Source organism: Zymobacter palmae (assembly GCF_003610015.1).
Classification (GTDB): domain Bacteria; phylum Pseudomonadota; class Gammaproteobacteria; order Pseudomonadales; family Halomonadaceae; genus Zymobacter; species Zymobacter palmae.
In genome coordinates, this window is record NZ_AP018933.1 from 369847 (window position 1) to 389086 (window position 19240).

Sequence of the window (19240 nt, forward strand, 5' to 3'; positions counted from 1 at the left end):
GAGTCGTGAATGGGCGGATAACCTCGGTTGCAGGGTGAAGGCCTGCCGCCGTGGACGGCTGGCCTTCTGGGTGTCGTACGTGCTACTCGTCTGCGAAGACGCTATGCAGTACCTCCTGACGTGCTAGCAGCTCTTGCACGCGTTCGGTGGTGTGTTCCACGTACGTAGTCAGTAACTCGAAGTGACGACCCGGTGTCATCGCCTTGTCCGTTAGCGTGGGCCACTGGCAGGCCAGTTTGACTGAATCGACCCCTTTGGGCGGTGACATGGACTGAACAAGCAACACGGGGGCGGGCAGTGTTGTCGGTGTCCAGTGCTGGCTGAAGAGCGTGGCGTACCATGCCAGCGCGCCTAGCCCTTGGTCGTCGTAGGTCCAGAACTCACTTTTGGATGTCAGCCAATCGCCCATAACCTCGTTCATGATGTCGTGCAGTGAGGTGCTCATCGTGCTGCTGTCGATCATGACCACGCTGTCGGGCGTCACGCCCTGCTGCACCAGCGCTTCGGCGACGGCGTAGGCCATTACGCCGCCGGTCGAGAAGCCGAGCAGGATGAAGGGGCGGCCGTCCGTGCAGCGAACGATTGTTTCGGCAAGCGCTCTGGCCGCTGCAGCGGGGGTCGTGGGCAAGGCGACTTCCTGATAGCCGGGCAGCGGGATCGTGACCGCATCCACCTGTTCGCCCAGTCCGTTGATCAGGCGCTGGTAGGTCAGGTCGACGGCGGCGGGGATGAACGAGTTCAGGCAGACCAGTAGAGGACGATTACCCTGCTGGCGTACCCATACGGGGGTGGTCAGGTGCTCGGTGGCGTCTTCCTCGCTGAACTGGGGGCGTGCTCCGGCGGCATTGGCCATCTCCATCAGCGTTTCCGGTACACGCTGTTGTTCTACCCCTTGCTTGAGTTGGGCGTAGAACCGGCCTGTCTGCGGGCTGGAGGCAATGGCCGCGGTGTTTGGCGCGCTTAGCACGCTGTCGAGGAACTCGGCCAGTGCGATGGGCGTTTCATGACTGAACATGATGGTTGCAGGCAGGCGCGTACCGATCAGCGCCGAGAGACGCTGGCTGGTTTCGACCGAGGTCAGCGAGTCCAGGCCCAGCGAGGTGAAGGTGACGTCGCTGCGGATGCTGCTGGGATCGGGGTGATTGAGCACTTCGCTGACCTGCTGAATGGCCAGTTCGAGCAGGCGTTGGCGACGCTCTTCTGCTGAAAGAGCCGCCAGCTGTTGAGCGATATTCTTCTGCGGTGCCGTGCGCGCGATCGTGGCGCTGTCGCTCAGCTCGGTGAGCAGTGGCGCGAGGCAGGGTACGTCTTGGAAGGCGGCCAGATGGAGGCGTGTTGGTAGCAGCATGGTCGCATGACTTTCCGCTCCGGTACCCAGCGCTGAGATCAGGTAGGACAGGCCCTGTGGGGTCGGCAGCGGCAGGTGCCCCGACGTCATGATGGTGTCGATGAGTTCGTTGCCAAGCTGCTTGCCCATTTCGGAGCGTTCTGTCCACATCCCCCATGCCAGTGCGCTGGCCGGTAGTCCTTGATGACGGCGGTGGTGCGCCAGTGCATCAAGGAAGATGTTGGCGGCAGCGTAGCCGCTCTGACCTTTCTGCGTCAGCAGGTCGACTGAGGTTGAGTACAGCACGAAGGCGGCCAGATCGCTGTGGCGAGTGAGGCGATGGAGGTGCCAAGCCGCGTCCACCTTGGGGCGCATGACGTTATGCAATTGCGCGGGCGTCATGGCATCAAGCATGGCAGTGTCCACTACGCCAGCTGCATGTAGCACGGCGGTCAGTGGATGCTCGGCGGGAACGGCATCCAGTAGTGCACAGACGTCTTCTTCCTTCGCCACGTCGCAGGCCACCAGCGTTGCTTCAGCACCGAGGGCGTTGAGATCCTGCACGATCCGTTCGGCTTGAGGCGCATTTGGACCTCGGCGGCTGGCAAGCAGGAAGTGGCGCATGCCCAAACGCGATGCCAGATGGCGGGCGGCGACCTGTGCCAGTGCCCCCGTGGCCCCGGTGATCAGTACGGTGCCGTTCTGATCAAGTTCATGAGGAACGGTAAAAGCGAGTGCTCGGTCGTCGTCAGTATTAAGGGCATGGCGTTGCAGCGCATGGGCGGCATAGCGGACATCGGTGGCGTCGGGTGCCAGCGGCGGCATAGACGCAAGCGTTGCAGCCAGTGCCTGCGCTTCCTCTTCACGGAATGACAAGGGGGATGTGAGAGGGGCGATGGTCAGCGCTTTGCCGCGGCCGAGCGCCGTATCGCTATCTGTCTGGCGTAGTGTGACGTCGATATCGGTCAGTTGATCGGCCTCTTCCGGTCGTACGCAGTGGATGCTGGCACTGTCGTATTCGGCAGCGGATGCCAGTTGGCCGGTTGGCGTGATGGCGTGTACGTCGGCACCGAGTGCCTCGGCCAGCCAAGCGGCGGCAGTCCCCTGTGTGCTGCTGGCATCGGCGATCAGCAGGCGATGACCTGTGATGGAGGAGGCATGCTGAGTAAGCGATTGCCAGGCTTCGGTGTAAGGCACGATGGAGGTAGCCGCCTCGGCAAACGTCCACTCTGCTGGCTGTGGCAGTACATCGTGTTCGCTGACGATCAGCTGTACGGGGAGGCCTTTTTCATGGCTGATGACCATCACACGGTCGCCGGGCTGCCATGCCGAAACATCGTGACCGCACGCTTCGACGACCCCGGCAATGCCGTGGGCGACGGTGTCGGTGTGGAAACCTGCTCGGGGCAGCGCTGCGGCGCGTACCGCAATGCGTAGCTGTTGGGGCTGAAGCGACGTTTGCGCGTCATCCTTCCAGGCAAAGGCGCTGGCAGTCAGCGATGAGGCGTCCTTCTGAACTAGCGTTCCGTGGTTGCCTGCGGGCAGCGGCAGCAGCTCGGCCGGCACCGTGCGGGTCAACTTCGGCACCTGCAGTTGGCCCCGACGCAGTGCCCCTTGAGAGTTCCGTTCCGCGATCAGTGTGCCGATGGCGGCGGGCAAGGCTTGCCAGCTGCGTTCGTCCTCGTCGAGATCGATCAGCAGGAAGCGGTCGGGGTGTTCGTGCTGAGCTGTTCGGATCAGCCCCCACAGTGGGGCCCAGGCCAAGTCGGTCACGTCTTCGGTATCGTCCGTGGCGATGGCGTGGCGAGTGATCCATACCATCGGACGGCTGGCGGTGTGCGCATCAGCCAGCCAGCGCTGCAGCTGTTCCGTGGCCTGTTGAAGATGCTGGTGAGCTGCGTTCACAGGCGATTCGTCTTCGGTGCCCGTGCACAGCAGCGCGGTGATGCCGTCTTGCGGTGCTTGGGTAAGCGCAGCGCGGGCATCGTCGATATCGCTCAGCGCTTGCTGAGCCAGTGTTGCCGCGGTGGTTGGGACGGTAGATGCCGCTGGAATTACCCACTGAATGTCGGCAGAAGCCTTGGCGTCGGTAATTTCCAGTGCTTTCCAGAGCAGTCGATATGGGGGGCGGTAGTACTGCGGTGGGCGGGCCTGCTGAGGGTCGAACGATTTCAGCACGAAGGATTTCACCTCGGCGACAGGTGTATAGGTGTCGTCGAACAGGCGCACGCTATGTTCACTGTGCTCGTAGTTGGTCTCGACCTCATCGGTCGTCAGTAGTCCTCTGATGCTGCGGGCACCCTGAGCATAGATGTGCAGGCCGCTGACCATGAACAGCACATGCACAGGGGCATCTTCTGCCTGTGGCGCATTCATAAAGCCTGCTTGGAGGCCCGTATCCAACAGCACGGGGTGAAGGTCGAAACGGCCGATCTTGTTCAGTTCATCTTGCGTCAGGTCGGCTTCAAAATAGACGCCTTCCGGGCTGCGCCATGCGGCCTTGAGGCGGCGGAATGCTGGCCCCAATGAACGCAGGTGACGGTACATATCGTCCATGTCCAGCGGCTCGGCACCTTGCGGCGGCCAGCTAGTGGTGTCGATGTCCTCCCACTCGGGGATCTGCTGCGGACTGGCCCCCAGCGATAGCGTGGCGTGTTTGATCCACGTCGGTTCAAGCTCGTCGCTATTGCCGTCGAAGCGCGGCCGGTAGTAAAACGCCGCCTTGCACTGGCCGTGTTCGTTCGGCAATTCGACCCGCAGTTGTACGTCAGCCGAAGCGCCGTCGGGAAAGGTCATCAGCGTCTGCAACACGAGGTCGTTGACCACGCCATAGCCGAACTGTTTGCCCGCATGGTGGATCATTTCTGACGTCATGGCCCCAGCGATGGCGATATCGCCGTGAACGCGGTGTTCTTTGATCCACGGGTGTTCATCGGGACGAACGTGGCCGGTGAATATCCAGCCGCTCTGGTCGGCCAGTTCAACCCCCTGTTCAAGGAAGGCGTGCGACAGTGCGATCGTGCCGCTGTGGCGCATGGTGGGAGCGTTGTTCTCGCTGAGCGTCAGCCAGTAGTGACGGTGCTGGAAGGGGTAGGTGGGCAGTGTAACGGGGGCGGCAGCCGGCAGTAGCTGCTGCCAGTCCGGCGTGACACCGTGAGCATGCAGCGCAGCCAGTCCGGCCAGCAGGGTGCGTGCTTCGTCGCGTTCTCTACGCATGGCGGCCAGCCAAAGCGTGTCGGTGTTGCCACTGTGGGCCATGCCGTTGGCGCGGCCGAGGGCAGCAAGCACGCTGTCGGGACCGACCTCGAAGGTCAGACGCGTGTTGTGCGTCAGCAGCCAGTGGGCGGCATCGGCAAAGCGTACGGCGCTGCGTGCCTGATGCGCCCAGTAGTCGGGCGAGCAGGCCTCTTCGGCAGTCAGTGGTTTGCCTGTTACCGTCGAAATGATGGGCAGTCGCGGTGCCCGGTAGGAGAGCGTGGTCAGCGTGGCGCGCAGTTCATCGACGATGCTGTCGATGTGGGGGGAATGGAACGCGTGGCTGACGCTCAGGCGGTGAGTGCGCTTGCCTTTCTGCTTCCATTGTTCGGCCAGTGCCAGCACCGCCGCTTCGTCACCAGAGATGACGGTCGAATCGGGCGCATTGAGTGCGGCAATGGATATACGTTCATCATCACCGATCGACGCTAGCAGCGAGGCTTCATCCGTTTCGATGGCGACCATGGCACCCACACGAGTAATGCCCTGCATCAGACGGCCGCGCGTGGCTACAAAGCGTACGGCATCGTTCAGCGAGAACACGCCTGCTACATGGGCCGCGGCGATTTCACCGATGGAGTGTCCTGTTACCGCGTCCGGTGTAATGCCTAGCCGTTCCAGCAAGCGATAGAGCGCCACTTCGAACGTGAACAGTGCGGCCTGCGTGAAGTCGGTTCTGTTCAGCAATAGTGCGTCGTTACTGGATTTTTCAGCGAACATTACGCTCTTGAGCGGCTGTGGCAGCAACGGGTCAAACGCGTCGCACAGTGCATCCAGCGCGTCAGCGAACACGGGGGAGGCGGCGTAGAGGGTGCGGCCCATGGTGGCCCACTGCGCGCCCTGCCCAGAAAACAGGAACGCGATGTTGCCCGCGGTGCGTATGCCTTGAGCGACGCCAGACACGAAGCGCTGTTCGGCGATGCCTTCCAATGCCGCCACCGCTTCCTCGCGTGTGGCGGCGGTCACGACCGCGCGGTAGTCGAAATGCGTGCGGTAGGTCGCCAGTGAGTGGCCGATGTCTGACAGCGCCGTGTCGGAATTTTCACGCAGTGCCTCTGCGAGCTGGCGGGCCTGTGCCGCGAGACCGTCTGGCGATGCCGCGGAGATAGGCAGCACGCTGGTTGGCAGATTGACGCTGAGGGGTTGAAGCGGCGGTCTGGCGCGGTCCTCATCGTTCAGCAGCGGCGCTTCTTCCACAATCACATGAGCGTTTGAACCCGAGAAGCCGAACCCCGAGATCCCTGCGCGGCGGGGGTGCTGGGCATCCCGCGGCCACGGCTGTGGCTGGCACAGCAGCTTGATGCCGCCGTCCTGCCAGTCGACCTTGGTGGTTGGGCGATCGACGTGCAGCGTCTGCGGTAGTTGCTCGTGCTGCAGTGCCATTACCATTTTGATGATGCTGACGACGCCTGCGGTCAGCTGTGTGTGGCCCAGATTGGACTTGACCGAACCTAGCCACAGCGGCTGTTCATCGGAGTGCGCCTTGCCATAGGTGTTGAGCAGGGCATTGGCTTCGATGGGATCGCCCAGCGTGGTGCCTGTACCGTGTGCTTCCACGGCGTCCACCTCGGCGAGTGTCAGCTGTGCGTTCTTCACTGCGCTGCGGATCACCTGCTCTTGTGCGGGGCCGCTTGGTGCGGTCAGCCCGTTGCTGGCACCGTCTTGGTTGAGCGCACTGCCGCGGATCAGGGCCTGAATGGGATAGCCAGCGGCCAGTGCGTCCGACAGCCGTGCCAGCAGCAGCACCCCTGCGCCTTCTGAGAAGCCTGTGCCGTCGGCGGCATCGGCGAAGGCTTTGCAGCGACCATCCGCAGCCAGCCCGCCCTGACGGGTGAATTCAACGAACACGTCTGGCTGTGCGATAAGCGTGGTTGCCCCGACGATGGCAAGATCGCATTCCTTCTCGCGCAGCGACTTTTCAGCCAGATGTAGCGCGGTCAGTGATGATGAACACGCTGTATCGATGGTGACGGCAGGGCCGTTAAGTCCGAGCGTGTACGAGATGCGCCCAGACGCCATGCTCATCTCCATACCCTGCAGGCGGTAACCGTCGGTTTCCGGCGTGCGGTGGGTGATATCCGGGATGTAATGGTCGTAGCAAGACCCGATGAAAACGCCGGTTTGGCTGCCCTTCAGCGTGGCGGGCACGATATTGGCCCGTTCCAGCACCTCCCATGCCAGTTCCATCAGAAAGCGCTGCTGGGGGTCGATCACCAGCGCTTCACGGTTCGAAATGCGGAAGAACTCGGCGTCGAAGCCCGCGATGTCCTCAACGAACCCACCTTGCCACTGGGCCGCTTTAGCTTTGGCGCTGGCGTCATCGCCGAACAGCGCGTCGATGTCCCAGCCGCGATCGTCGGGCAGCGGGCCGATCACATCGGCACCCTCTTCAAGGCATTGCCACAGCTTTTCGGGGCTGTCGATGCCGCCCGGAAGTCGGCATCCCATTGCAATGATGGCAATCGGTTCGTGGTTGGCGTCTACCTGTTGCTGGTAGCGCTGCTTCAACTGTTCATGTGCTCGGAGGCTGCTGCGCAGCGCATCGGCAAGACGCTGTTCGTTGCTGCCGGATGAGGACGGTGTTGAGGGTGTCGCTGTCATTGTGCTTGAACCTCATTGTTGAATTGAGCGAGCGCTACCAGTTCGTCGATGCTGGCGGTGTCGATATCGCTGATGGGGGCACTGTCTGATGTACTGTCGTCAACCAATTGCAGTAGCGACGCCAGCAGGCCAGCGCTGCGCAGGCGGTCGATCGGCACAGTGGCGAGCAGTGTCCGGATGCGAGCGTCATCCTCGGCAGAAACCGTGGGAGACGACGTTGAATCGGTGCCGTCTTCTAGATCGGACGACAGCAGTTCGCCCAAATGGGCAGCCAGTTCGAGAGGGGTGGGGTAGTCATAGGTCAGCGTGGCAGGGAGGCGCAGTCCCGTCGCCGAGGCTAGGCGGTTGCGCAGTTCTAGGGCCATCAGCGAGTCGATGCCGCTTTCCTTGAAGGTGCTGTCCAGCGCAATGCCGGAGGCATCCTCAAGGCTGAGAATGGCGGCGATGACGTCTGCAATGGCCTTCTGCAGATGCTTGGGTCGTGCTGAGGCGTCCAGTGCCTGAAGTTCGATCTTCAGGGTGGGAACGTGCTGCCCCTGTGCGCGGGCTTTGCGGAGAGCGCCTGCACTCAACAGTTGTTCCAGCAGCGGGTGAAGGCTGCCTTGCTGGGCATTGCGGGCCAGCGTCTGTGGGTTGAGGGGAACAGGAGCCAGTGCGCCGTATGGCAGGGCCATGGCCGCATCTACGAGCGCATTACCGTGCTCTTCGCTGATCGGTGCGAACCCAGTACGGGCGATACGGGCCTGATCGGCGCTGGTTAGATCGCTGGCCAGCGATGAAATGGTTTGCCACCAGCCCCATGCCAATGCGGTAGCGGGCAGCCCCTGACGGCGGCGGTTCAGCGCCAGATTGTCGAGGAAGCGGTTGGCTGCCGCGTAGTTGCCCTGCCCGGGGTTGCCCAGCACGCCGGCGCTGGAGGAGTAGAGCACGAAGGCCGCGAGGTCCTGATCGTGCGTCAGCTCGTGCAGCAGCGCTGCCGCGTCGACCTTCGGAGCGAAGACGCGGTCGATATCGTCCTCACTCAGGTTGGCGATCGTGGCGTCGGACAGTACCCCCGCTGTATGGAATATCCCAGTAAGAGGATGCGCTGTCGGAATGTCGGCCAGCAGCGCTTCGACGCCAGCACGATCGGACATGTCGCAGGCCTTGAGGGTGACATGTGCGCCCTCGCTTTCAAGCTGTTGCTTGAGTGCTGCGGCCCCTTCGCTGTCGGGACCGCGGCGGCTGACCAGCAACAGGTGCTGGATACCGTGGACGCTGACCAAATGGTGCGCGAGAAAGCCTGCCAGTGTGCCGGTCCCGCCGGTGATCAGCACCGTACCGTTGCGGTCGAGCGGGCGGGGAATGGTCAGAACGACCTTGCCGCTATGCCGACCTTGTTGCATGAGCGTGAAGGCTGTGGGTGCCTCACGTATATCGAACGCTGTCACGGGCAGCGGCGTGAGTGCGCCGTCGTGGATCAGCGCTGCCAGTTCTTCGAGCTTGTGACGCGTATCAACTGGGTCGAGGTCTGGGCGATCAAGCACGAGATAGTTGATGTCAGGACGAATGACTGCAGCAGCTTCGACATGGCGGATATCGGTGCGTCCCAGTTCGATAAAGCATCCGCCCGGCGACATCAGGCCCATGGCCGCATCCACGGCATCGCCCATCAACGAGTTCAGCACAAGGTCGATGCCTTGATCGCCCAGTGCGTCTTCGAACTGTTCGGCGAACTCAAGTGTGCGTGAGCTGGCAATATGGTCTTGGGCAAGGCCCAGCGAGCGCAGAAGCGGCCACTTGCGAGGATGGGCTGTGGCGAATATCTCGGCCCCCAGGTGCTTCGCCAGCTGGATGGCCGCTTGTCCCACACCGCCCGCGGCGGCGTGAATCAGAACGCGGTCGCCGGGTTTGAGCGTCGCCATGCGTGTGAAGGCGTGGTACGCGGTCAAGAAGGCGATAGGGGCCCCGGCGGCCTGCGCAAACGTCCACGACGCTGGTATGGGCAGTATGTTGCGCTGGTGAGCAATGACGGAGGGGCCGTAGGCATTTTCGGCCAGCGCTAGCACGCGATCGCCGGCCTGAATGTCTTTTACGCCTGCTCCGACCTCCGTGACGACCCCTGCGGCTTCCGAGCCGATGCGCGTATGAGCGGGAATCAACCCTAGTGCCGCAATCTCATCATGGAAGTTGATGCTCGCGGCGCGAATGGCGATACGGACACTGTCGTCACCCAGCGGAGGGTCCTGTTCGGGGGCTAGTACGATCGCCATTTCGGGCAGGTTGCCAGAGGCAGGAACGTCTAGGTGCCAGAGCGCAGTGTCAGCCGGTGGTGTCAGCAGTGCCGATGTCTCGGTGCGGGCAAGGTATGGGGTCAGCAGTTTGCCGTGCCGAAGAGCGAACTGGGAGTGTTGCTGTTCAAGAGCCTGCGTGATGGCGCCTAGCGCTTCGATGGGCGCATCGGTATCGATCAGCACGAAACGGTCGGGGTTTTCGGTCTGTGCACTGTGCAGCAGTCCCCACGCCGCGCTGTGAGCCAGCTGGGCGCGCTCCGGTTCCTGAATAATTTCGGCATGGCGGGTGATGACGACCAGCGGTGTCTGGCCCCACTGTGGCTGGGTCAGCCAAGCCTGAAGCTGTTCGATCACCAGCGTTGCCAGCTGATGGGTTGCTTGTGCCGAGTCACCGTCTTCCGTCAGTGGCAGCGGCCAGATCACCGCGGCCGGGGTCTCGGCGTTCGCCAATGCTTCTAGATCAGAGAAACGGGGCAGTGCGGTCAACGCACCGTCCACCTCTTGGGATGACAACACCGCCCAGTGGGGTGCAGCTGTCGGCTCGACGGGGGCAGACGGCAGCGGCTGCCATTGAAGGCGCAGTAGGTCTCGTTCGGGGCGGTAGCGGGACAGACTGCGCAGGGCATTGGGGTCAGTTTCGCGCACGGCCAGTGACCCGATCGACAGTAGCTGCTGGCCGTGAGGATCGTTCACAGTGACGCTGACGGCACTGTCCGACAGCGTATGAAGGGTGACGCGCAATTGCTGTGCGGGTAGACCGGACAGCGCGACCTGACTGAACGAGAACGGTAGTCGCAGCCCGTGTGTTTGGGTGGTGTCCGGCGGCAGGGCGATAAGGTGCAGTACCGCGTCCAGCAGCGCGGGGTGAATGATATAACCCTCGGCGGACAGCCCTTGCGGTAGCTGGGCCTCAGCGAAGAAATCGTTGCCGCGGCGCCAAGCAGCAGTCATGCCCTTGAAGGTCGGGCCGTACTCATAGCCCGCCTCGGCCAGCGTCTGTTCCAGCTGGTCGATGTCGACGGGCTGAGCGTCGGTCGGCGGCCAGCTCTGTGTGGCTGTCGGTACGGGTGACAAGGCGTGGGGAGAGAGCTGTGCGGTAGCGTGAAGCGCCCACGGGGCGGGGTCGCTGTCACTTTGAGTATGCGGGCGTGAATAGACCGCAAGCGCGCGCAGGTCATCCTGATCAGGCGCATCGATGCTGAGCATCAGATCCAGATCGCCTTCTTCAGGCAGTACCATTGGGGCCTGCAACGTCAGTTCACTGATCTGACGGCAGCCCACGGTATCCGCGGCGTGCTGGACCATGTCCAGATAGGCCGTGCCCGGTACCAGTGTCACACCCGCTGCGGCGTGATCGGCCAGCCAACGTTGGGCTGACAGCCCGATGCGCCCGCTGATGACGATGGCATCGTCATCGGGAAGATCGATGATCGCGCCCAGCAGGGCATGGTCATCCGCGCGCAGTCCCGTCGATGACACATCGCCGCTGGCGCTGGCATTCAACCAGTAGTACTGATGTTCGAAAGGGTAGGTCGGTACATCGACGATGCGGGCATCAGGGTGCAGCGCACGCCAGCTGATGCCATGTCCGTCGGTGTACAGGCGTGCCATCGTTTCGGTCAGGCAGGCCACTGCGGGTGCTTTGCGTCGCAGCGTGCCCAGAGCGGTTCCCGCCTCTTCGAGCGTTTCTTCCAACGGCGGAATCAGCACGGGGTGCGGGCTGCACTCCAAGTAGGTGACGTTGGTTTTGTCGCTAAGAGCAGTGACGGTATCCACGAAGCGCACAGGATGGATCAGGTTGTCACACCAGTAGTGCGCGTCCAGTCGAGTGCCCAGCAGCGGCTCGTCGTGCGGGTAGCCTTCCACCGTGCTGTAGAACGGAAGGCGCGTTGCTTGCGGCGTCACATCGGAGAACAGCGCCATCAGTACGGGGCGCAATGCTTCCATGTGCGGTGAGTGGCCCGCGACATCAACGGCAATGCGTTTGGCGCGGATGCGCTGCCGTTTGCAGTCTTTGAGCAAGCGTTCGACGGCTTCTGTGTCGCCCGATACGACCGTGGCGGACGGGCTGTTGAAGACGGCCAGCGACACCGAGTCACCGTACGGGGCGATAAACGCGCGTGCGTCTGCTTCCGGCAGACCGACGGTCGCCATTGCGCCGTTGCCGGCCTGAGTCAGCATCAGCTTGGAGCGCAGGGCGACGATCTTGATCGCATCCTGCAGGCTGAGCGCGCCCGATACGTGCGCCGCAACGATTTCACCCTGAGAGTGGCCGATCACAGCGTCTGGCGTCAGACCGAACGATTCCCACAGCCGTGCCAGTGCCACCATGACGGCGAACAGCGCCGGCTGTACCACGTCAATGCGTTCCAGCGACGGGGCATCAGGTTGCGCCTTCAGCACGTCGATCAGCGACCAATCGACGTAAGGGCGCAGCGCCTCATCGATCTGGTCAATGGTCTGGCGATAGACCGAGAAGGCCTCGTACAGCGCCATGCCCATCGTCGGCCATTGCGATCCCTGTCCTGGGAAGACGAAAGCCAATTTACCTTTCTGGATGACGGGACGTTGTGCTACGGCCAGAGCCGCATGATCCTGACCCGCGATCAGTGCATTCAGACCGGTCAACAGGGCGTCGCGGGTCGGTCCCCAGACGGCAGCCCGTTGAGCGAAATGACTGCGGGACATGCCCAGCGTATAGCCGATGTCGACAGGGTTGATCTCTGGATGCGTCTGCACGTAGTCGCGCAGGCGTTCGGCCGCTGTGTGCAGCGCCTCGTCGTTGCGCGCTGACAGCGGCCAGAACATATCCTGCGCCGTTGAGTGGGCGGTATTTTCGCTGGCGATCCCCGCATGCTCGTCTAGATATTCTTCAACGATCAAATGGCCATTGGTGCCTGAGACACCAAATGACGAAACAGCGGCGCGGCGTGGGCGGCTTTCTGGGCGCGGCCACGGCTGCGAGGCGGTCAGTAGTTGCAGCGAACCGTTCGACCAGTCCACTTCGCTTGACGGGGCCGTGATATGCAGCGAGCGCGGATAGGTGCCGTGGCGCATGGCCATCAGCATTTTGATGACGCCCGCTACCCCCGCGGCGGCCTGTGTATGGCCGATGTTCGATTTGACCGACCCCAGCTGCAGCGGGTGTTGTTCTGGACGCTGGCGGCCGTAGGTGGCCAGCAGTGCATTGGCTTCGATGGGGTCGCCCAGACGTGTCCCAGTGCCGTGCGCTTCGACGATGTCGATGTCTTGCGGATCGACCTTGGCGTTGGCCCATGCATGGCGAATCACCTGCTGCTGTGCGGTGCCGCTGGGTGCGGTAAGGCCGTTCGACGCGCCGTCCTGATTGACCGCACTGCCGCGGATGACACCGAGAATGCGATGTCCGTGTGCCTTGGCCTGTGACAGCCGCTCTAGCACCAGCATGCCCGCGCCTTCCGACAAGCCCACCCCGTCAGCGGAATCGGAGAACGCCTTACAACGTCCGTCGGGGGATAGCGCGCGCTGCTGTGCAAAGTCGATCAGTACCCCCGGGGTGGGCATAACCGTCACGCCGCCCGCCAGTGCCAAGCTGCAATCGCTACTGCGTAGCGCTTCGCAGGCGGTATGGATGGACACCAGCGATGACGAGCAGGCGGTGTCGAGGGTGATCGCCGGCCCTTGTAGTCCGAGGCAGTAGGCTAGGCGTCCCGAAGCTACGCAGGTAGCAGTTCCCATGTAGCCATAGCCCGCCACATCCTTCGGCGCGAACTGAATCTGGCTGCCGTATTCGGTTCCCATTACCCCGGCATACACGCCAGTAAGGGAATCGCGCAGCGTAGTGGGGTTGATGCCCGCATTCTCGACCGCTTCCCAGGCCACCTCCAGCAGCACACGCTGCTGCGGCTCCAGCGTGACGGCTTCTCGCGGGGCGATGCCGAAGAACTCGGCGTCGAATCCCGTTGCGTCATAGAGGAAGTTGCTGGTCGGTGTCGAAATCTTGCCGTGCTGACCGGGTTCAGGGTCATAGAGGTTCTGGGTGTCCCAGCCGCGGTCCGTGGGGTAGTGATCGGCAGCGTCTCGGCCTTCCTCGATCATGGTCCACAGTGATTCGGGGTCTGTAACGCCACCGGGGTAGCGGCAAGCCATCCCGATGATGGCAATCGGCTCATCGACATACACGCGATCCTTGAAGGCGTCATCGGTAGCATCGTCGCTGCTCAGTCCCATCTCATGGCGCAGAAAGTCGCTGACGGCGCGTGGCGTCGGGTAGTCATAGACCAGTGTGGACGGCAGCTCGATACCTGTGGCCGCCGAGAGTCCACGAGCGAACTCGACGACGGTCAATGATGTAAAGCCGATATCGCGAAATGATTGCGTATCTGAGGAGAACGACTGACCCAATAGCGCCTGGGTTTCTTGGTCAATCAGTGATAGCAGGTACTCACGCTGTGCGTCGGGCGACTGCTGGTGCAGTTCACTCGCTTCACCGGAAGTTGCCACCGGGGTGGTCGCATCATGTGTCGGCGTCGCGTGTTGCAGCCGAGATAGATCCACTTTCTGTTTAGGAAAGAAACTAGAAACAACGTGCGGCCAATCGATCGGTGCGCCGTAGATAAAGGCGTGCACGAAGGACTGTACCAAGCTTTCTGCATCGTCCTTGCGGCGATCAAGGGTTGGAATGGCCGCACCCTGCACGCCTGCTTCATTGAGGTGTTCTTCGATGATGCCTGTGAGAATGGGGTGCGGGCTGACTTCAATGAACAGGCGATAGCCGTCACGGATCAGGGCCTGCACGCTGTCAGCAAAGCGCACAGTGTCGCGCAAAATGCGGAAGCCGTAGTCGGCGGGGAAGTCCTCTGGGGCCAACCGTTCGCCCATGACGGAGGAGTAGTACACCGCTCGCGTGTCGGAGGACACCGTGGCGGGGGAGTTTGCGAGCACTTCCTCTCGTAGCGGGTCCACCATGGCACTGTGGCCTGCCACATCGCCACCGGGCACTTTCCACGCCCACAGTCCTTCTTCATTGAGGAACGCGAGCAGCTCATCGGTATCGGCGGTACTGCCGCTGGCGGTCACGCTGCGCTTACTGTTGACCGCGGCGATCGATAGACGATCTTCCCAGCGTGCCAGCAGCGGTTTCAGCTTATCGAGCGACGTGGCGGCAGAAATCATCGCCCCTTGGCCGTCGATATGGGTCAGCGCTTTCCCCCATGCGACGGTCAGTCTGGCGGCTTCCTCGGGCGAGAGCAGCCCCGCTGCATTGGAGGCGGCCGCTTCCCCGACGGAATGGCCGACTACGGCTTGTTCAGTGATGCCGTAGGCGCGCCACATATCGGCCAGTGCCGACGCCATAGTGAACTGGATGGGCTGGATTTCGGTCAGATGCTTGAATTCTTGGCCGGTGGTCAGCGCCTCCTGCGGACTCCAATGTAGGCTGGGTTGAAGTGCCTGTGTGTAGAAAGCGATGCGTTCCTTGAACAGCGGTGAGGCCTCGATCAGACCGCGAGTCATGCCGGGCCACAGCGGTCCTTGGCCCGGAAAGACGAAGACCGGTGCCTTAGCAATATCCGCAGATCCTTTGATCACATTGCGCGCCGGGCGGCCTTCCACTAGCGCCTTCAGCCCCCCGACAAGGCGCTTCTTGTCGGGGCCGGATACGGCGGCGCGCAGTGTACCGTGGGGGTGTACGAGCTGTTCGAGGCAGAACGGTAGCAGTGCCTCCTCGGCCAGCGGTTCGATCTGGGCGAGCAGGTGTCTGGCGGCGTCGATCAAGGCATTGTCCGAATCACCGGAAATTACGAGCGGTAGCGAAGCGATGGTCATGGCGTCACCTCCTTGGAAGCGGTAGTGGCGTGATGAGACGGTGTTTTGCGCCAGCCAATGTCGGCCGCGGAGTGAAGAGTGATCACCGTGGGCTGCTCACTGCGTAGCAGCGTTCTGCCCAGCTGGCGGCGGATATCCCCCTCGGTGAGCGTGTCGTCTTCGCAGTACACATCCAGGGTGAAGAGCGAGTTGCCGGAGGTCTCGTCGTACTCGTGCACCCACGCCTCGGCGCGCGCTACGCCGGAGATGTTCTCTGCGATATCGCTGACCGATTTCAGGCTGACCTTTTCACCGCGGCTCATCACGTAGGAGGGCTTGCGGCGCTTGAAGAACAGATAGCCATCGTCGTCGATCAGGAAACGGTCGCCAGTGTGGATGATGCGATGATCGCCGATGCGCGGCGTATCCGGTTCATCTTCAGCACCGGTGATGCGGCGGGTCATGCCGCTGTCGGTTTCGACGATCAGTTCACCGCCGTCATCGTCAGGGTGATCCTTGCGCAGATAAACGCGAATATCGGGGAAGGGCAGCCCCACCGAGCCGTACTTGCTCGGCGGTGCTTCATGCGCCGCCAGCGTGGCAACGCGCGGGCCGGCTTGCGTCAGACCATAGGTCACGTACAGTGCCAACCCCGGCGTACGATCAAGCAGCGCCTTCAGTGACGCAGTCGACAACGCATCACCCCCAATCGTCATGCGGCGCAGCGGTTCAGGCAGCGGCTGATCGCCCGCATCTAGCCATGCATCGACCATTAGCGGCGTCAGCGATGACAGTGATATCTGGTACTGGCGGATGGTGTGTTCGTAGTGTTCAGGAGTGAAAGGTGGGCCCGCGATTACGGTTCGGTTGTTTAGCAGGAAGCTGGCCAGCAGCTGAGCCACGAACGCATAGGAGTAGTACATCGGCAGGTTGATCAGCACCCGATCGCTGGCGCTCTGACCGATGGCGGCGATATGGCGTGATGCATTGAGCAGCAGTGCGTTGATGTGGAATAGGCAGCCGCTGAAGATGCCCGAGGTGCCCGATGTCAGCAGGATGATGTGATGTTCGGGGTAAACATGGGGCGCACGTTGATCGATAAAGGCGAACTTGGCGACACCGGCCAGTGCCGACACGCTGTCGGCGGGGCTGAGCGCGGGGGAGATGTTCAGCCCGACCAGTGCACTGGCGCCCACAATGTGGGCGATGCGCTGGATGCGTGCAGGAGGGGCGGAAGATGGCAGCAGCACGGGAACGGCCCCCAGTGCCAGAATACCAAATACCACTGCGACAAAGGCTTTGCTATTGGGAATGGCCACCATGACGGGGTGGCCGGGCTGAACGCCTTTGGCACGCAGGTCGGCGATGACATCATCGACTTTAATGGCGATGGGCTGGGCCTGATCGGCCTGCACCATATCATCAAGAAAACGTTGAATCGTGTCAGGCGCCAGCGGTTTCAATGGCGTTGTCATCTTGTTTCTCCCGAAGTGGCGCAAGTGAACACCGTGCTAGTAACGCGGTGACCTGACGCATCGGCATGGTGAACCGTCACAATGACATGTGACGCCGCCTGATCTTTCAGCCACGTCTGTGCCAGTGTCATGGCATGGGGCTGGCCCAGTAGGCCGGGCATCGACAGTGCAATGCTCGGGCCGCTGAACCCCAGCAGTTGCGAGGGTAGACAACAGATCAGCCCCGGACAGGCACCCGAGAACTTCAGCGGTGAAACGTGACCGGACGGCACCGTTCGCGCGATGGCATGCAGTGTGTGCAGGGTGCAGGTATCACTGATGACGATATGGCCGACCGTACGGCGGGAAGCGTCCAGTGCCTCGCGGGTCGAAGCGACCGCGTTTTCCACGGCGCTGAGTACCAGCCACGACAGCGGATCGGCATACAGTGATGCTTTCTGAGTGGGTTTCATCGACGCCAGATCGGGCGCACTGGCCGTCCCTTCGCCAATAGCGAGAAGGGTGTGAGGATTAAAAGAGGCAAGCGTGCTCATGACAGACTCCTCTGGGCGCCTTGCAGCACCAGGCAGGTATCGAAGCCGCCAAAGCCCAGCGTGACACTGATGCCATAGCCCTTGCCCACCACCATGGGGGTATGGATGGGAATCGGCAGCTTGAGAACGTCCAGCGGTTGCTGCAAGGCATATACGGGCGGGGCGCAGTGGTGGTTGAGTGCCAGTAGCACGACGATGGCTTCGATGGCCCCCGTTGCGCCGAGCGTGTGTCCGAGCGCCCCTTTGGTCGCAAACAGCACGGGTGGATGGGCGTTGCTGGCAAACAGCGAGGAATAGGCAATGGACTCAACATTGTCGTTGATCTGAGTACCCGTACCGTGGGCATTGATCAGCGCGATATCGTCGTGATGCAGGCCCGCGCTGAGAAGGGCGCGTTCGACCGTATTAATAACGTTCTGGCCGGACGGATCGGGGGCCACTGCATTGACGGCATCATTGGCGGCGCCTGTCCCGACGATAAAGCCGTAGGGCTGCGCACCACGGGCCTGCGCGTGCGCTTTTGATTCCAGCACAATGAAGGCCGCCCCTTCGCCCAGTACGGTACCGCTGTGGTTGCGGTCAAAGGCATACAGTCCGTCGGGTGACAGCGTGCCTAATCGCGAATGACCGAGCCGCTTTCCTTCCGACAGAATGTCTGCGCCACCGCAGATACACAGATCAGCCGCGCCGTCGCGGATAAGTGACATCCCCACTTGAATCGCATCCGCTCCCGCCGAGCAGGCCGTGGACACCACGACGGGAGGGCGCTTGAAGCCAAGCGAGCGTGCCGCTGCATTGGCCCAATCCGACAGCGACTCAGTGTTGGTATCGTCCAGATGATGGGCATAGCTTGTGCCCAGCACCGACATTAGCTGAGGTGCATCGGCCGCAATGCCAGCATCGTTCAGCGCCATTTTCAGCGTCGAACAGGTCAGCGTGTGCTGGCGTTCTGCTAACGGCATGTCCAACGGTAGGTGGGGAAGCGCAACGGCAAGGTCGCTGCGCAGGTCGTGTTCGGTGGGGACATGGTCGATGGCTGACGCACCCGCTAGCAGCGCCTCCCATACGGTCTTGAGGTCTGCCCCCAAGCCGGTGGACCACGCCATGCCGGTAACCCAGATCGCCGGGGAGTCATTCACCATAGCTGTTCTCCCAGGTCCGCAATGTTCTTGCGGATGATCGACCCTTTGATAGTGCCCGCAGCGTGTTCGCCAACCGTGGCGTAGCAGGTGAAGGTGAGGAAGTCATCGCGCAGGTGATCGCAGCGTACGTCGAACGTGACCAGATCCCCCGGCACGACGATATGCGTGAAGCGCGATTTGACTGACCCAATGAGGGTGACCTCATCGTCGGCCAAGGGGGTCGTCGATACCTGTAGCAAGATGATGGCGGACTGAGCGACGGCCTGCATCATATGGCTGGCCGGGAAAATAGCGCGTTCGGGAAAGTGACCAGAGATAGCGTCTGTCTGACCCGAAACGGCCATCAGGCTCTTGAGGTATTCCCCAGGGGCATAGTCGAGCACGCGATCCAGAAAGACCATCGGATGGCGGTGGCGCAGCCACCCTTTAAGTTCGGTAAATCCCATGGTGCGAGGGGCCGTTGTAGCGACGGTAGCAGTGCTTGAAGTGGTCATGAATGGGCCTCCTACTGTGCGCTGTTGGCTGTCAGCTGCTCAATCAGCGCTGACAGCGTGGCGATGGAATCGAAGTGTTTCGGGGTGAACTGGTCATCGGTGATCTTGATGCCGAAGGCGTATTCGCACTGCGCACGCAGCTCGCTGAAGCCCAGCGAATCGAGGCCCAGTACGTCACGCATGTTGTCGTTGAGATTGATGTCATCGCGCGGCACGCTGATGAAAAGGTCATCGATCAGGATATTGGCGATAGTGTTCTGGATACTGTTCAAGGGAATCTCTCCTATTTGTATGAAAGGCAATATTCGTTATTTAGGGTGTAAAAAACTTTCTCGGTATAATTTTGATATACCGAT

7 protein-coding genes are annotated in these 19240 nt (G+C 61.9%); all 7 read right to left on the reverse strand.

The genetic code is table 11. From position 1 onward, the window contains the following. Positions 1-82 precede the first annotated feature (82 nt). Genes ZBT109_RS01720 through ZBT109_RS01750 form a run of 7 tightly spaced genes read right to left on the reverse strand, consistent with a single transcriptional unit; the run spans position 83 to position 19156 of the window. Complete coding sequence (locus tag ZBT109_RS01720; protein ID WP_051523665.1) at positions 83-7183, reverse strand: type I polyketide synthase; 7101 nt, start codon at positions 7181-7183, stop codon at positions 83-85. Next, positions 7180-15261 (reverse strand): type I polyketide synthase, encoded by an 8082-nt coding sequence (locus tag ZBT109_RS01725; RefSeq protein ID WP_027704558.1) that lies wholly within the window; start codon positions 15259-15261, stop codon positions 7180-7182. The genes ZBT109_RS01720 and ZBT109_RS01725 overlap by 4 nt, the downstream gene beginning before the upstream one ends. Further along, complete coding sequence (locus tag ZBT109_RS01730) at positions 15258-16715, reverse strand: class I adenylate-forming enzyme family protein (RefSeq protein WP_051523666.1); 1458 nt, start codon at positions 16713-16715, stop codon at positions 15258-15260. The genes ZBT109_RS01725 and ZBT109_RS01730 overlap by 4 nt, the downstream gene beginning before the upstream one ends. Then, positions 16712-17248 carry a hypothetical protein gene (locus ZBT109_RS01735; protein ID WP_027704559.1) on the reverse strand — a complete coding sequence of 179 codons (537 nt, stop codon included), beginning with the start codon at positions 17246-17248 and terminating at the stop codon, positions 16712-16714. The genes ZBT109_RS01730 and ZBT109_RS01735 overlap by 4 nt, the downstream gene beginning before the upstream one ends. Further along, positions 17245-18390, reverse strand: coding sequence for a beta-ketoacyl synthase N-terminal-like domain-containing protein (locus tag ZBT109_RS01740; RefSeq protein WP_027704560.1), 1146 nt, complete (start codon positions 18388-18390; stop codon positions 17245-17247). The genes ZBT109_RS01735 and ZBT109_RS01740 overlap by 4 nt, the downstream gene beginning before the upstream one ends. Beyond that, positions 18384-18884: a 3-hydroxyacyl-ACP dehydratase FabZ family protein gene (locus ZBT109_RS01745; protein WP_197714359.1), complete on the reverse strand. Its 501-nt coding sequence runs from the start codon at positions 18882-18884 to the stop codon at positions 18384-18386. The genes ZBT109_RS01740 and ZBT109_RS01745 overlap by 7 nt, the downstream gene beginning before the upstream one ends. An 11-nt stretch (positions 18885-18895) precedes the next feature. Further along, positions 18896-19156: an acyl carrier protein gene (locus ZBT109_RS01750; RefSeq protein ID WP_027704562.1), complete on the reverse strand. Its 261-nt coding sequence runs from the start codon at positions 19154-19156 to the stop codon at positions 18896-18898. Positions 19157-19240 lie beyond the last annotated feature (84 nt).

Coding starts and splice junctions, on each gene's coding strand:
- ZBT109_RS01720 (WP_051523665.1), bottom strand. CDS start 7,183: ATGACAGCGACACCCTCAACACCGTCCTCATCCGGCAGCAACGAACAG.
- ZBT109_RS01725 (WP_027704558.1), bottom strand. CDS start 15,261: ATGACCATCGCTTCGCTACCGCTCGTAATTTCCGGTGATTCGGACAAT.
- ZBT109_RS01730 (WP_051523666.1), bottom strand. CDS start 16,715: ATGACAACGCCATTGAAACCGCTGGCGCCTGACACGATTCAACGTTTT.
- ZBT109_RS01735 (WP_027704559.1), bottom strand. CDS start 17,248: ATGAGCACGCTTGCCTCTTTTAATCCTCACACCCTTCTCGCTATTGGC.
- ZBT109_RS01740 (WP_027704560.1), bottom strand. CDS start 18,390: ATGGTGAATGACTCCCCGGCGATCTGGGTTACCGGCATGGCGTGGTCC.
- ZBT109_RS01745 (WP_197714359.1), bottom strand. CDS start 18,884: ATGACCACTTCAAGCACTGCTACCGTCGCTACAACGGCCCCTCGCACC.